The following is a 14,021-nucleotide window of genomic DNA, read 5'->3' as shown; positions in this document are numbered from 1 at the left end:
CCTCCTAATCGTTGTCATATGCTTTCGACCAATGGAAAGGTTGTATTTCCTCCAAAGTTTTATACGTAAGTTCCCCGTCAAGCGAACTAATTGCTGCTTTTACATCGGGCCCAAAGTAGAATAGCCTTTCTTGGCAAACACCACAAGGGGTCAATACTTTAAACTCGCTGTTTTCATCATCTCTCACAACGCAAATGGAGTACGTAATTTTAGTGCCTAATTTATGTGCTTCAAGTATAGCGCCGGTTTCAATACACAACTCTGTAGACGCATTGATAACTTCGGGGGCGATACTTGTCAAAACTTCTTCTGATTCGGTATATATAGCCGCAGCTCCTCCCCAGCCTGTGGGGTATCTTTTTTCAATAAGCTCTATAGCAGCTTGGTATAACTGTTTTTCAATGGTCATTCTTAAGCACCCCTGGTTGAATATTCTTATAACTATATTACCACAGTCAACCACTCTATATTGTTCAGGAAAATAGAAGAAGAGACCTTGAGTAAACTAAAGGTCTCTTCTTCTTATTGAATCATCAATGGCAGGGCGGCGTATCCTGCATCTCTCAACCCATATAAAATGGGGGTGTTGGCTGCCGGTTCCAACTTCTATTGAAAACTCGGTAATCATAGATCAATGATTTTTAATGACGACTTGTTCCACATTTAAATTCTTTCTTACTTTTGCATTATGATAGATAATATCCGCAATGTCTTCTGGGTCCATTAAACCTGCTGTTTGAGCCGCGTCGAAAATACCGTCCCAGAATTCTGTTTTCATGCCGCCCATATAGGCACCGAATACGTGAATGTCTGTATCTTTTAGTTCGGCTTGTAAACTTTCGTGGAAACCACGCATACCAAACTTACTAGCACAGTAAACGGACTCAGTCATTTTTCCTTCTAATCCAGCTGTGGAGACAATGTTTAAAATACTGCCACCGTTTCTTTCTTTCATATCAGAGAGCACTTCTTGCGTACAAAAAATGGTCCCTTTTAAGTTGATGTCAATCATTTGGTGAACCGCATCTTCTGATAAGTTTTCAGCTAAATCAAACATGCCCACTCCCGCATTATTTACAAGAATATCTACAACACCTAAGTTTTCTTTAATCTGTTTGAAAACGTTAGAGACTTCTTGTTTAGAAGAAACGTCTACTTTGAAAATCGAATAATCTTCGTTCGGTAAGTTATGAGCAGTACGCTCTAATTTTTCTTCCGTTCTCCCAAGTAAACAAACGTGATACTGATCCTCCGCATACTTTTTTGCGAGTGAAGCCCCTAATCCACTTCCAGCTCCTGTAATTACTGCAATCTTTTTATTCAAAAAAATCCATCCCTTCTACTATTATGTATGCTTCTTAATCTTTACAAGTATTGTACAAGCATAAATGAATCTTATAACAATGGCAAATTCCGATATTGTTCATTATATAGAATTTATTCAAAAATAGTGACTAAATAAGAATTGTACAGAATCTTATGATAAAATAGTTGGAGGGGGTTTATCATATGATGACTGCATCACTTTTTGGAATGTTAAATATTTTTATCTATTTAGGAATTATCGTTTTCGGTATTTATTTTTTATTGACTATTCTAAAGTTATCTAAACAACGAAATGAGTATCTAAAGCACATTCGTGAGGAATTAAAGAAAAGTAATGATAAGAATTAATGTAGAACACTGATTAAAGAATTTAACGTTTACTATAGGTCTGATTAAGCGAGATTCATTTCTCCTTAATTGGACCTATTTTAATTTAAATAAATAAACAGACTGAAACTATCTGTTAACTTATTCGTATATTAGAATAAGGGGGTATGGACATGCGAAGTGAATTACAACAAAAACAAATGCATTTAACAACGATACGAACCGAACGAAACAGAGTCCAGCGTAGATTGACCGGGGCAGAAGAGCAGTTGAAAGAAGCGCAGATAGTGCGTGACCGACTTCATGAACAGTTAACGAAAGAGCAACAAGATGTAGTGAAGCTTGGGAAGTTTTCGTTTATGAACAAAATTAGTGAGTGGAGGGGTACTTGGGACGAGCGCATGGGTAAGGAGATTGCCGAAGCTGCGGAAGCCGAACTTCTTTACAATGAAGCAGAAAAAAACGTGACGGATTTGGAAGCGGAAGTTAAAAGATACCGCGAAGAGATCAATTCTTCGGAGTTTCTTTATATTGATGAAGAATGGGAAGACTTTTTGAAGGAGAAAGAAACGTGGATCAGACGAAACGACAGCAATACATATGGAACTTTGTTGAAAATATCAGATGAGCGTGTGTCGCTACGTTCCTTATTACGTGAAATCGATGAAGCACAAGACGCAGGAAATAAAGCGAGCCGTTCACTTGAGAAGGCATTGGATAAGCTTGATTCAGCAGAAGGGATGTCCATTTGGGATACATTTCTCGGAGGTGGAATGATCGTGTCGGCACTGAAGTATTCCGAAATTGACAGTTCAGATGATTATGTTCATCGTGCACAGCGAGCACTACGCCACTTTGAGACAGAGTTAATGGATGTTGAAAATGTCGTAACCACTTCTTTTACGGTAAATAATAACGACATATATACGTTTACGGATATCTTTTTCGATAATATATTCTCAGACTGGACCGTTCACTCACGTATTACGGAAGCGAAAAGTAAGTTGAACTCCGTATTGCAAGAGGTCCAACGTGTTATGGATCAACTCAGAAGAAAGCTTGATGAAACAGAAAATGGAATTGAAAAGTTGGATGCTGAGGAGCGTGCAATTATTGAGGCTTGAATAGCATTCAATGTAAATAATAAAAAAAGGTTCGATTATGGGATTATCCACTGAATCGAACCTTTTTCTCTGCAGTTATTCACTCGCGATTTGAATAGGGTTTATTCATAAACGCGATGCTTTCCGGTTGGATGTTTAAGAATGGTTTTGTAATAAAGTAAGAACTTCTTGCAGCCTTTTCCGAATTACACGTGGAGTTACATTGTTCTGGCGCATTCTTGTGAAGAGATTATTTAGTATTAACGAAAAGATAATGAATGCTGTTCCGATATAATCATACGACGTTAGTTGACTGCCTTGCGCAAATGAAATAACGAGTGTTGTCACGGGAACAAAGTTAATGAACAATAGTGCGTTTAATGGCGATAGAATTCCGACGCCAATGTTCCAACCAAGCAGCGCAATGAGGCCTGGGAAAATAATCATAAATGCTAAATGCGGACTAACAATTTGGATTGTTTCCATTGTCGGTACCGTTACATAGCCCGAAAGTGTTACAAAGAAAACAACAATTACTGCTGTAATCGTTCCGAGTAGACAACTTAATGTTGAGTATCGGAGTGCTGACCAGCCGTTCTCGCGAAACGTGCTGCCGCCCATCGTATAGATTACCCAACCAACAACCGCGATAAAGATGTATAAAGAAGGAATAATATCACTTGTTGACGATAAAAATAATCCAAAATCACCTTTAGTAATAACGAGCGAAACCCCTATAAACGCTGTAAATACGAAGAATAACGTAACACCATGTGGACGATTCCTACTGAGTAGCCAAACAATAACAATTGAAATCATGGGCATCAAAGACTCCATAATCGAGGCTACCATTACACCAGGTTCACCTAGTAAATCTTCTCCCCAGAAAATGAGCAAATTATAAACAGCAAAAGCCATTGTCCCGTAAAACCACAACGACAAAAACTTCTTCTGAAAACGAAATGCTTGTTTCCCTTCCTTCCATAGAAGCAGTACAACCAAGATAACTGTCACTGCAAGGTAACGAAAAATAGTGAAATAAAATGGGTCAATATAATTGAACGCATGACTCGCGACCGGAAACATTGCACCCCAAGAAACGCTTGCTATAAAGCACAAGAAAGCGCCTAGCATTACTTTATTTTTCAATTAATAAAAGTCTCCTTCAATTCATTCTCTATATTCTATATCCATATATCAGTAGACACCAAAATGGACATCATGTAAAACGAAGGAAAATGATGATAACCATCAGTTTTAGTGATACCATAGAGAGAACAATTGAAATAGGAGTGGGAAATATGGAGTTTAAAGACTTAGAAATTTTCCAAATGGTTGCAGAAAAAGGTACGATTACAGCAGCAGCAAGAGAATTGAATTATGTACAGTCCAACGTTACGGCAAGAATCCAAAGGTTAGAGGTGGAACTGAACACACCGTTGTTTAACCGACATAACCGCGGAATGAATTTAACACCCGAAGGAAAAAAACTGCTTGTGTACAGTGAGGAAATATTGTCTTTAACAAATGAAATGAAAAAAGTCATCCAAAGTAAAGAAGAACCGGCTGGGAAATTGGAGATAGGTACAGTAGAAACGGTCATTCAATTACCCTATATCTTATCGGCATACAATAAGAAATACGAAAATGTGGATATGTCTCTCATTTCGGGCGTTACTGAAGAGTTACAGGAGGATGTATTGAATCATAAATTAGACGGTGCTTTTGTTACGGAAACAGAACTGCATCCAGATCTTGTTTCACACGATGTATTTAAAGAGGAACTTGTCTTAATTTCGGACATGAAAGAAACATCATTGGACCTATTAAAACGTGAGCCTTTTCTATGTTTTTCTGAAGGGTGTGGGTACCGTGCTCGGCTTGAAATGTGGTATAAAGACGAAAATGTTAAACCACAAAAAGTAATGGAATTTGGTGCATTGGAAACCATTTTAAGTAGTGTCGTAGTAGGCCTTGGCGTCACATTCGTCCCTAAGTCTGCGGTATCGCACCTCGTAAAAAGAGGCGTCATTCAATGTCATACCCTTCCGGAAAAATACAGCAAAATCAATACAATCTTTATAAGACGTTCTAATTCATACCTTACTTCAACCATCGAAAAGTTTATTGAAACGATTGAACAGTTTAATGCTGAAACGATTTAAATTTTGTATACTTGCAATAGAAACATTCATGGAAATATGAACAAATAGCATTGTGTGTCACGCGGTACCTACTTTTTATTAGCAGGAAAAATTGTGTGGAGGTAGTAATGATGGCTGGAATTGGGATCGTGATATTGAAGCTGGTTTTAGCGGCAGTAGCGGGTTTGGTTTTGGGATTAGAAAGAGAGGCCAAGCATAAGCCGCTTGGATTAAAAACATGTGTAGTTATTTCGATTGCGAGTTGCTTACTAACTATCGTATCGATTGAGTTTGCACTAACTTCTTATAAAGGCACCCTTTTTACAGGAGCAGATCCAATGCGTTTGGCATCTCAAATTGTGAGTGGTGTTGGTTTTCTTGGTGCAGGGGTCATTTTACGAAGAGATAATAACGTTATTTCTGGACTGACAACAGCGGCCATTGTTTGGGCAGCTTCTGGATTCGGGATTGCGATTGGAGCAGGTTATTATATTGAGGTTGCGTTAGGTATCGGATTAATATCTCTTACAGTTAGCTTTCTCCCTTTCATTATGCGGAAAATCGGTCCAACTTCGTTGAAAGAGCAAGAAGCATATTTGACAGTTTACGTTGACCCTGCAGCTACGATTGATGCAGTTGTTAAAGAAATTGAAACGTTCGTAATCAGTATTGAAAATGTAAAAGTAAAAGGGGACGGCGATGGTCATCGACTTGATATGAGTTGTTTTATTTCTGATGGGAAGGGGAATATCTTTACCCAATATGACAAAATCAGAAAAATACCGGGTATTAATCAAGTGGAAATCACGAAAATTTAATACTAAAGTATTTTTATAATCCATACTAACCAGCTCCATTTATGAATAAGGGACCGATATAATGGAGAGAGAAGAAATGATCCAGTTCGTAAAGGAGTGAAGAACTATGCAAAGTTACATAGTCATGCAAGGACGTACATATGACGAAGAAAAAGAATTGGGAGTGCTTTGGTCATTGCAGCGAGATAGTATCGGCAATGCTCATCATTTTTGGGAACGGATGAAGGAAGTACTTGAGGGAGATCGCATCTTTCATTATGTGAAAGGGGATATCGTCGCAATCAGTGTTGCGAAATCGAGTTACAAAGAAGCGCAAAAGCCGAATGAGATTATGCTTCCAGTCAGCGAACATGCCCAGGGGTACTTGGTGGAAGTCGATTATTACGAACTCGATAAACCGTTAACGATTGAGGGTTCGTTCGACGAGATCCTTCCATTGTTGCCCATTAAATATTCTGCGTTTCAGGACAATGCCAATGGAAATCAAGGGTATCTCTTTCCGTGTAACGAAGAACTGACGATTAAACTGGTAGAGCTGATTTCGGATTTGAACATTTATGAAATTGATGAAGAACAATTGGAATTTGTCATGGGGACTGTGCAAAAAACGGAACATGATTTTCTTATTCCGATTCTCGCAGAAACTGAATCTGAAACGAAAACCAAACTACGACTCGGGCATCAACGGTTTAGAAAAGAACTCTTGTCTTTATGGCACGACCAATGTGCACTTTGTGAAGTAGAATTGCCGGAACTGTTGCAAGCAAGTTATGCAATGCCTTGGAAAGACTGTACGAACATAGAACGCATCGATCCAAACAACGGCATTCTTCTCTGTCGCAACCATGATGCTCTCTACCAAAATGGGCTCATTGCATTTGACGGACAAGGGAAAATTCATATTTCTTCTCGGATTTCTGAAGAGGATTACGAAAAATATGGACTTACGAAGAGGATGACTGTAAACAGAACTGAGAAAAACAAGCCATTTTTGAAATGGCATAAGAAGCATATGTTTAAGGAGTAAATATTAAGTACCTGTACGATAAACATTCATGGAAGTAAATGGATAGTTTATCGAACAGATACTCTATATTTATATTGAGTTAAGCATGTTTTTCGGCAATGGAGAGAATGACATCTTTCGGCTGAAACCCGACAGACTTCTCAACCAATTCACCGTCTTTAAAGAAGAGTAGAGTTGGAATACTCATTACTTCATATTTTTGCGCTGTTTCTGGATTCTTATCGATATCTAATTGGACAACGCTTATTTGATTGTTCGGATCTTGGTCAATTTCTTCGAGTATAGGGGCAATCATCTTACACGGTGGACACCAGGCCGCCCCGAGTTCCGCGATGATAAATCCTTCTTGAGTATCTTGAACGAATGATGAGTCTGTAACATCTTTAATTGACATATGATCTCTCCTATCTAATGTCTAACCTCTTGTGGTTACCCAAGTGGTTAGAATTAAATCTTATATTATGTTAAGATGAATATCAATCATTCTGTTTTAAGGAGAATTTACAATGACTAATAACCTGGAAACAAGGTATTCCTATTTGTGTGAATATCTGTTTATGAATCTACTCAATACGATTAAACGAGAAAATGATATAGCGATAGATCTCCTTTCGGAAGAAGGCGTTATGGACGAGTGGATTGCATTAATGGAGGCAAAGGGATTGCTACAAGCGAGTCAAGTCGATAAGATTCGAGAGGTTTCAATTGATGTAAAGAAGGTCCAAGCATTTCGAGATTTGGGTAGACGCTCTTTTTCACAGGAAGGAACGCATCCGGATTTGATGGGAATTTTATCTTCTTATACTAAGCAGTCGCCTCTTGCTTTCGATGCAGAATTTATGCCTTTACCAAGTCAAGGGGGTTCTGACGGACTTCTCGCATTGCTTTCATTTGAAATGTTGCAAGCGTATCAAGGGGACCTCTTTCAAAAGGTGAAAAAATGTGGAAGTCCTACATGCTATGCTTTTTTTGTTGATACGAGCGGCAGACGTAAGTGGTGTTCGATGGAAATTTGCGGGAACCGAGAAAAAGCACGAAGGCATTATTCAAAAAAGGTAAATGAATGATGAACAAAATTAAGTATCGTGTAGCTGTGTAAAAAACAAACATAAAAGCATAACTTTTCTGTAACGTCGGAATATGGGGTGTAGGCCAACCGGTACCAGGAAATTCAGCAAATGAGCATGGGGTGTCCTAATCCGGCGAATAGTGAATCAGCACCGTTAGTCAAACAGTCATCTTTTTTATCCACTGGAAAACTCCTTTTATTAGCCGATATACTAATTAAATAGTCCGGTAAATACAAAGGAGGAAGAAAAATGAAAATTACACCGAACCCATCTTCATTTAGAATGCCACAAAAACCAGAGCCAAACACAGTTAAGCAAGACTCCACGAAGAAAAATGAACCAATGACTAATCAGCAAGTCGATAAATACATCCCGTCCGAAAAAGAACAAAGTGTTACGTATGAAAAGCCTGCATATAAAGCGGATACTAAAACAATTGACCGGCTTAAAGCAGATAGTGAAAAGGCGTATGAACAGCTCGCCAACTTAGTTCGCGAACTTCTTCAAAGACAAGGAATGACTTTTAAAGAGGTTGCTTCTGGGGAAAAAGAATTGGTTGTGGATGAGCAGGCGCGTGCAGAAGCACAACTTGCAATCGGAGAGGGCGGCGAGCAAAGCCCTGAAAAGGTTAGTGATCGCATCGTTGAGTTTGCAAATGCTGTTTCCGGTGGAGATAGAAGTAAATTTGAACTGCTGAAAAATGCTATTGAAGAGGGGTTTAACGCTGCAAAACAGGCGCTGGGCGGCACACTTCCAGAAATTTCACAGAAAACATATGATTTGGTAATGGAGAAGTTGAACAAATGGAACGAAGAAGAGTAATAGGTATCGTTCAGTCGTAGAGATTCAGGCAAGAGTGTTTAGTGAAAAGAACTTCCTTTCTATATATGAGGGAAGCTTCTTTGTTTTGTCTCTATTATATTCATGAGCTAGTGGTTCATAACGAAACCAATTAGTATACTATTTTATTAATTATACATAAAAAAATCATATTATACGATAACCAAATGTTGATTGTCAAGCAATAAATTGCAATATTTCAAGTTCTATGGTACAATGTGGATATAACAGTAATTGAGACACCATTCGATGTTCGTACACAATTTCTTCAATAGAGGAATTGAGTGCGTTTTTTGAATTCGAAATCTGGTTTTTGTTAAATTTGCATAAATGAACTTTTTTTGAAAGTAGGCTCGTTAAAAAATAATAAGTATCCATTGAAATTGTTAAATACTTAATTTAAGGAGAATGTGTAAGTGAATTTAATTAATGAAGAAATAACTCATAAAGTGTTTGGTAAAGGTAATATAGTGGAACATGAGGAATCCATTATTACCGTTGACTTTAATAAGGAAATTAAAAAGTTTGTTTATCCTGATGCTTTTGAGAAATTCATTACACTCAAGAACGAAAATACTGCAAAAACATTTAAGAAACTCTTTTTGCAAAGACAATTAAAAGAAGAACTTCTTGAAAAGCAACGCGAAGAAGAAAGAGAAATTCAGATGCTTGAACAAGCACGTATAGATAAAATGAAGAATCATAAAATTCATGAAAGCTCTCAAATTGTTTTCTGGCTAGACGAAGAGGAGCAAGAAAATGTATTTACTGAATGGGAAGTATTTACTGGAACGGTTCAAACCGGAAAAAGTAAAGGAGAACCGAACAGAGCAACTCGTGTAAGTCTGAACAGTGCGGCTTTGTTGACTGCTAGAGGTTCCGAACAACCCGAAACAGAAAGACAAATTCTCGGTGTTTATATGGTAAATGAATCGTACTCCGATAATATCATCAAAGATGGAATGGTTCCTTCAGATCCAGAGTTTAGAATTAAACTTACTGAAGAAGAAGCAGGAAAAATGCTATTCTGGAATTATTACATCAATAAAAACTATCCTCACCGAACTACATGGAATTCAGGTAAATTCCGTTATTTTGATAATGTTTGGACTGCGCAAATCTTAAAAGACATCATTGATATTAGAACAGATGAAGAAGAAGTGACATATGCTCAAAACTTTCTCGAGCACTTCTGTCAAGTGAATGCTCTAGATATAGATAACATTCCAGAAGTAAGCGGAGCTTTAAAGCAAGAATAAATCAAGAGATAATTACTTTAAGTGATTTTAACCAAAACTAAATGAACTACAAAAAGAGCCCAATTCAAATATGAATTGGGCTCTTTTTGTGTCTTACTATTGTTAAGCAAAAACGAATATTTTAAAGAATAGGAAGGTTTGAGTTATTGGTCATGTAAATGCTGTATAGTGTAGTAGATTAATAACTTATTTTGTAACAATTTGTCGTTGTTTGGAAATTGTATGAAATTCATATAATTGAACTCTGTAAATAGAGACTTTTCCCCAGTTTACAATTGAATATAAAGGAGAAGAAAAAAATGAAGAAAATAGGGTTACTGATTATATTACTAATAGTGATTACTTTACCGTTTACTTTATGGCTTATTAAGGAAACTACTCCACTTGAAATTGTAGTTGTTGATAAAACCGTTCCGAAGAAAGATTATAGAGAACACAATGGTTTGTTTATTTTATTGAACAGTAAAAAAATTGTGAAAGAGAATGGTCAATCTTATGATATTGGAGCCGATTATTTTGGATATGACCCTTATGATCAGGTTCCATTTCCATCTTATGAAGTGAATAAAGAAGCAGATTTACTATACATAGCAGACTCATATGGTGTGTACTCCGATGACTTACTGGACGAGCCTGATGGCAAACGGTCGAAGCAGATTTATGGTGGAATGGACCTGCTTGAGTGGAACAAAATAATGGAAAGTAAAACGGCTACAACTACTTTAATCGCTGAGTTCAATTCCTTTGCAACACCAACAGATGCCATCACAAGTGACATTATGCAAAAAAACTTAGGTGTTGAGTGGAGTGGATGGACGGGTAGATATTTTGCTGATTTGGCCAGCGAAGAAATTCCTGCTTGGATGATTAATAATTATGAAGCACAAACAAATGAAAAGTGGGAATTTGAAGGAAGCGGTTTGGGGTTTGTGAATTTGACGGATCAAGTCGTTATTTTAGATGATGAATATGGACAAGGGGATGTGAACTTTGAGTTGACGAATCTTGGGCACGAAAAGTTTAAAACAGTGGATGCATCAAAGTATATGTATTGGTTCGATATTATTAGTCCACTAGAAAACAGTGAAATCCTTGCTACGTATAATTTAAAAGTCACAGACGAAGGGGAAAAAATCTTACAGGATGCGGGTATTCCAACGATCTTTCCGGCAGTTATTCATCAGGATAAAGAGAAAACGTATTATTTTGCTGGAGACTATGCAGATTTTCCAAATAAGGCTTTAACGAAGTTAGTAGGTGCTCCCGAACTTTATAAGTTTTTGAGTAGTAAAGAAACCCAGTTTTTTTGGTTAACGTATTTTCCAATGATGGGTGAAATACTTGAGGAAATCAAACAGGAGAAAGAGCGGTGACACAAATGAAAAACAAAAAAGAAAATCGCTATGGTTTGCAATTTTTCTTATGGTTTACTTTTCTAAGCACGCTCGGTGTTGGTGGCGGAATCTACTTCTTACTTGTACTCCTTGTTCCGATAGAGCAACTCTATGTTAATCAGGGATGGTCACAATTCAGAATTGACTCAATCATGAAATATTATGTAATTGGATGGGTTGTTTTCGGTTTTATTGCGTCATTTGTATATTACTTCCTAGTGGTTAAGAAAAAGAAATGGAAATTAGCTTGGGCTTTTGCAATTGCTGCCGTCCTGCTATGTGGATCTGCATTGTACTCCTTTTTAAATACAGGAACTGGATTGATCCAAGCTTCTCAAGGAACGATTGTAGAAGGTGACCGTTTTACATTCGGTCCGTACCCTGAAAAAGAAGATATGGAACAGTTGAAAGCGGAAGGGTACGACGGAGTAATTTCTCTGTTAAGTCCAATTCTTCCGATTGAAAAACCACTGCTCGACAAAGAGACGAAAAGTGGGGAAGAAGTGGGCATTGAAGTTCTTTCGTTGCCAATGTTGCCTTGGGTAGGAGATAATTCCGCTTCGATTGAAGAAATAAGGAAACTGATTCAAGAGGACGGGAAAAGGTATTATGTGCACTGCTACTTAGGAAGACATAGGGTAGATGTTGTGAAACAAGTGATCAACGAAGAGTTGGGTGATCAATATGAATTGCGAATTCTACAACCAACGACTCTTGAACGGGGAAATATGTATTACTTTCCAAATAGTGAAGTGTTAATGGGACCCTATCCGACAGATGAAGAATGGTTCACACGTATCAATAGAGCGGAAGTGAGAGAAGTCATTTCGTTATTGCAGCCTGCGAATCATAGCGAACGAATTTCAGAAGAAATAAAGCTGACGAGTGAAATGGATATTATATACACATCGATGCCAATGAGCGATTCACCAACGATTGAAGAAATGAAAAATGTGACGGAGTATGCAAAGGGTTTGGATCACAAAGTTTATATTCATAATTTCCAAAACCCAGCGGAAATCAATCGGCTGTATACGTACATGGCCTTGGGGAAAGTTCTTTTAAAGCCAAATGATTTTAAATTGTCTTCAGGTAAGGTTCGGACAATTGGAGAACGTTTACTCATCGGTTTTGAACCAAGTAGTAAAGATCGGGAATTACTTACATCCATCGGTGTGGAAGAAGTAATTCTACCTTCAGATACATCTATTAAAGGGCATTACGATTTAATTGGAAAAGTGAAAGAAAGTAAGAAGTTAGTATATCTAGTTGCAAATACTATAGAAGAGGCCGATCAACTAGAGCGAATTGCTATAGGAATGTTATTTGGATCATTTACTAGAGGAATTGAATTCGATGACAAAAAGTTTGCAAAGGGTTCTCTACTAAAACATGAACGGAATTTAGTCATAGGTCCATTGTTGACAGAGGCTGAATTTAAATCATTCGGACAAGCGAGTGGTATCGCTCAAATCTTGTATTTGTATTCCGCAAGTATGACAACGGAGACCGAACTAGAAGAGATTAAAGAGTTAGCGAGTGACCACGGAATACCTCTTAAGGTCATTCCTATGTATGAAAACTATGAGGATACGTTTATTCCTCTTTTGGATTATGAAAATGGATTGAATTATATTATGGTGGAAGCTGAATTTCAGCAACTAGTAAATGATTATATTAAAAAGTTTTAAAATGAGATTCATATGTTGGGGGTGGACTACGTGGATAATACGATTACAGAACTTTTAAATCAAGACTCTAAGAACAAATCTCTACACATATCGTTTTTAAAAAGATTTTTTGATATACGGGTAGCGATGAATGTGCGCTTTAAATCCTCGTTTTCTTTAGTTTTCATTTCCATTGTTCCGGGCAATAATCATTCCGAACAGAATGAAGGCGAATTAAAATCCGGCGAGTCCGTAACAGAAAAATTGAATGCATATTTAAACGAACAAGTACGGAATTCTGATTTGGTCTTTCAAACGGAAAAAGAGAGTGAATGGATCATGTTGTTAACGAATTCTGGGGAAGAAGAAACGCGTTATTTCTTAAAAAGACTCATTCGTGGACTGGCTTTAATAAACAATGTTGAGGGACAAGAATCCTTTTATGACTATAACGCTAGTATCGTTGAAGTTGCGAGTACTAAAGCGGATTTCGTGAAGGTACTTCTTGAAGGTCAGCGCAGTTTGAGAAATGCACTTCAATTAGAGCCCTCATCCATTCATACGGTTTCACTATTTCAAAAACGTGAAAACGAACGCATTAAAGTAAGCATTATAGAAGAAGATCTGATCGTCACTTCTATTTTACAAACTGTTTTAGAAAGAAATGCATTTGATTATTTTGATTTGGATATACAAACGTTTCAAGATGGACATGATTTCTTACAGTCTGATTGGTATTTATCCAGCCATACCCATCTAATCGTCATGAACGATATTTTACCTAAACAAAATGGAATTGAAGTGCTTCGGCAATTGCGAAATATGCCGAATCAACAAAAATACCTAGTGTTCATGATGTCCAGGAGAAAAACGGAAGATGATATGATTTATATTTATGAAAATGGTGTAGATGAATATGTGATGAAACCGATAAACATTCGATTATTTGAGGCGCAAGTGAAGAAAGTGTTGAAAAGGTTAGGGTCATGATGGGAAGCACACTACTTTTATTGGTCCTTGGCATTGTCTCGTTGTTCATAATT

General features: G+C 37.4%; 15 protein-coding genes. 11 read left to right on the top strand and 4 right to left on the bottom strand.

The features are described from left to right. Positions 1–4: 4 nt before the first annotated feature. Together ACFSFY_RS12105 and ACFSFY_RS12100 are read right to left on the bottom strand one after the other, a co-directional pair. Positions 5–409, bottom strand: coding sequence for a cytidine deaminase (locus ACFSFY_RS12105; RefSeq protein ID WP_381538363.1), 405 nt, complete (start codon positions 407–409; stop codon positions 5–7). A 222-nt stretch (positions 410–631) separates the two neighbouring features. Continuing rightward, complete coding sequence (locus tag ACFSFY_RS12100; protein WP_381538361.1) at positions 632–1,324, bottom strand: SDR family oxidoreductase; 693 nt, start codon at positions 1,322–1,324, stop codon at positions 632–634. A gap of 185 nt (positions 1,325–1,509) precedes the next feature. Between ACFSFY_RS12100 and ACFSFY_RS12095 the strand changes: the two genes are divergently transcribed. Next, positions 1,510–1,674 carry a hypothetical protein gene (locus tag ACFSFY_RS12095; protein WP_381538358.1) on the top strand — a complete coding sequence of 55 codons (165 nt, stop codon included), beginning with the start codon at positions 1,510–1,512 and terminating at the stop codon, positions 1,672–1,674. Between the two features lie 152 nt (positions 1,675–1,826). Beyond that, on the top strand, positions 1,827–2,777 hold the full coding sequence (locus ACFSFY_RS12090) for a hypothetical protein (protein WP_381538356.1): 951 nt from the start codon (positions 1,827–1,829) through the stop codon (positions 2,775–2,777). A gap of 135 nt (positions 2,778–2,912) precedes the next feature. Here the strand turns inward: ACFSFY_RS12090 and ACFSFY_RS12085 are convergent, their stop codons facing one another. After that, entirely contained in the window at positions 2,913–3,890 is a 978-nt protein-coding gene (locus tag ACFSFY_RS12085; protein ID WP_381539064.1) for a DMT family transporter, read from the bottom strand. A gap of 167 nt (positions 3,891–4,057) precedes the next feature. Here ACFSFY_RS12085 and ACFSFY_RS12080 point away from each other — a divergent pair, with 167 nt between their 5' ends. The 3 genes from ACFSFY_RS12080 to ACFSFY_RS12070 all read left to right on the top strand — a co-directional run bounded on the left by ACFSFY_RS12080 (position 4,058) and on the right by ACFSFY_RS12070 (position 6,745). After that, positions 4,058–4,921, top strand: a complete 864-nt coding sequence (locus tag ACFSFY_RS12080; protein WP_381538354.1) for a LysR family transcriptional regulator — start codon at positions 4,058–4,060, stop codon at positions 4,919–4,921. 110 nt (positions 4,922–5,031) lie between these two features. Next, complete coding sequence (locus tag ACFSFY_RS12075; protein WP_381538353.1) at positions 5,032–5,718, top strand: MgtC/SapB family protein; 687 nt, start codon at positions 5,032–5,034, stop codon at positions 5,716–5,718. A gap of 106 nt (positions 5,719–5,824) precedes the next feature. Further along, positions 5,825–6,745 carry an HNH endonuclease gene (locus tag ACFSFY_RS12070; RefSeq protein WP_381538352.1) on the top strand — a complete coding sequence of 307 codons (921 nt, stop codon included), beginning with the start codon at positions 5,825–5,827 and terminating at the stop codon, positions 6,743–6,745. 79 nt (positions 6,746–6,824) lie between these two features. Here ACFSFY_RS12070 and trxA read toward each other — a convergent pair whose 3' ends face one another. After that, the gene (gene trxA, locus ACFSFY_RS12065; RefSeq protein WP_381538351.1) at positions 6,825–7,139 is read right to left on the bottom strand and encodes a thioredoxin; all 315 of its coding nucleotides are present in this window, start codon (positions 7,137–7,139) and stop codon (positions 6,825–6,827) included. Between the two features lie 112 nt (positions 7,140–7,251). On the opposite strand from trxA, the gene ACFSFY_RS12060 reads away from it, so the two are divergent. The 6 genes from ACFSFY_RS12060 to ACFSFY_RS12035 all read left to right on the top strand — a co-directional run bounded on the left by ACFSFY_RS12060 (position 7,252) and on the right by ACFSFY_RS12035 (position 13,968). Then, positions 7,252–7,812 (top strand): CGNR zinc finger domain-containing protein, encoded by a 561-nt coding sequence (locus ACFSFY_RS12060; protein WP_381538349.1) that lies wholly within the window; start codon positions 7,252–7,254, stop codon positions 7,810–7,812. Between the two features lie 252 nt (positions 7,813–8,064). Next, positions 8,065–8,637: a hypothetical protein gene (locus tag ACFSFY_RS12055; RefSeq protein WP_381538347.1), complete on the top strand. Its 573-nt coding sequence runs from the start codon at positions 8,065–8,067 to the stop codon at positions 8,635–8,637. A gap of 434 nt (positions 8,638–9,071) precedes the next feature. Next, positions 9,072–9,914, top strand: a complete 843-nt coding sequence (locus ACFSFY_RS12050; protein WP_381538345.1) for a malate synthase — start codon at positions 9,072–9,074, stop codon at positions 9,912–9,914. Positions 9,915–10,213: 299 nt separating this feature from the next. Further along, complete coding sequence (locus ACFSFY_RS12045) at positions 10,214–11,287, top strand: hypothetical protein (protein WP_381538343.1); 1,074 nt, start codon at positions 10,214–10,216, stop codon at positions 11,285–11,287. After that, positions 11,284–12,999 carry a hypothetical protein gene (locus ACFSFY_RS12040; protein ID WP_381538341.1) on the top strand — a complete coding sequence of 572 codons (1,716 nt, stop codon included), beginning with the start codon at positions 11,284–11,286 and terminating at the stop codon, positions 12,997–12,999. The genes ACFSFY_RS12045 and ACFSFY_RS12040 overlap by 4 nt, the downstream gene beginning before the upstream one ends. Positions 13,000–13,029: 30 nt before the next feature. Next, positions 13,030–13,968 (top strand): response regulator transcription factor, encoded by a 939-nt coding sequence (locus ACFSFY_RS12035; RefSeq protein ID WP_381538340.1) that lies wholly within the window; start codon positions 13,030–13,032, stop codon positions 13,966–13,968. Positions 13,969–14,021 lie beyond the last annotated feature (53 nt).

The organism is Sporosarcina siberiensis, from assembly GCF_042681925.1.
GTDB classification, from domain to species: domain Bacteria; phylum Bacillota; class Bacilli; order Bacillales_A; family Planococcaceae; genus Sporosarcina; species Sporosarcina siberiensis.
This window is presented reverse-complemented; position numbering and strand designations above follow the sequence as displayed.

Excerpts from the sequence above, each read along its gene's own strand:
- ACFSFY_RS12075 (WP_381538353.1), top strand. The coding sequence starts at position 5,032 with ATGGCTGGAATTGGGATCGTGATATTGAAGCTGGTTTTAGCGGCAGTA.
- ACFSFY_RS12060 (WP_381538349.1), top strand. The coding sequence starts at position 7,252 with ATGACTAATAACCTGGAAACAAGGTATTCCTATTTGTGTGAATATCTG.
- trxA (WP_381538351.1), bottom strand. The coding sequence starts at position 7,139 with ATGTCAATTAAAGATGTTACAGACTCATCATTCGTTCAAGATACTCAA.
- ACFSFY_RS12105 (WP_381538363.1), bottom strand. The coding sequence starts at position 409 with ATGACCATTGAAAAACAGTTATACCAAGCTGCTATAGAGCTTATTGAA.
- ACFSFY_RS12085 (WP_381539064.1), bottom strand. The coding sequence starts at position 3,890 with ATGCTAGGCGCTTTCTTGTGCTTTATAGCAAGCGTTTCTTGGGGTGCA.
- ACFSFY_RS12080 (WP_381538354.1), top strand. The coding sequence starts at position 4,058 with ATGGAGTTTAAAGACTTAGAAATTTTCCAAATGGTTGCAGAAAAAGGT.
- ACFSFY_RS12070 (WP_381538352.1), top strand. The coding sequence starts at position 5,825 with ATGCAAAGTTACATAGTCATGCAAGGACGTACATATGACGAAGAAAAA.
- ACFSFY_RS12095 (WP_381538358.1), top strand. The coding sequence starts at position 1,510 with ATGATGACTGCATCACTTTTTGGAATGTTAAATATTTTTATCTATTTA.
- ACFSFY_RS12055 (WP_381538347.1), top strand. The coding sequence starts at position 8,065 with ATGAAAATTACACCGAACCCATCTTCATTTAGAATGCCACAAAAACCA.
- ACFSFY_RS12090 (WP_381538356.1), top strand. The coding sequence starts at position 1,827 with ATGCGAAGTGAATTACAACAAAAACAAATGCATTTAACAACGATACGA.
- ACFSFY_RS12045 (WP_381538343.1), top strand. The coding sequence starts at position 10,214 with ATGAAGAAAATAGGGTTACTGATTATATTACTAATAGTGATTACTTTA.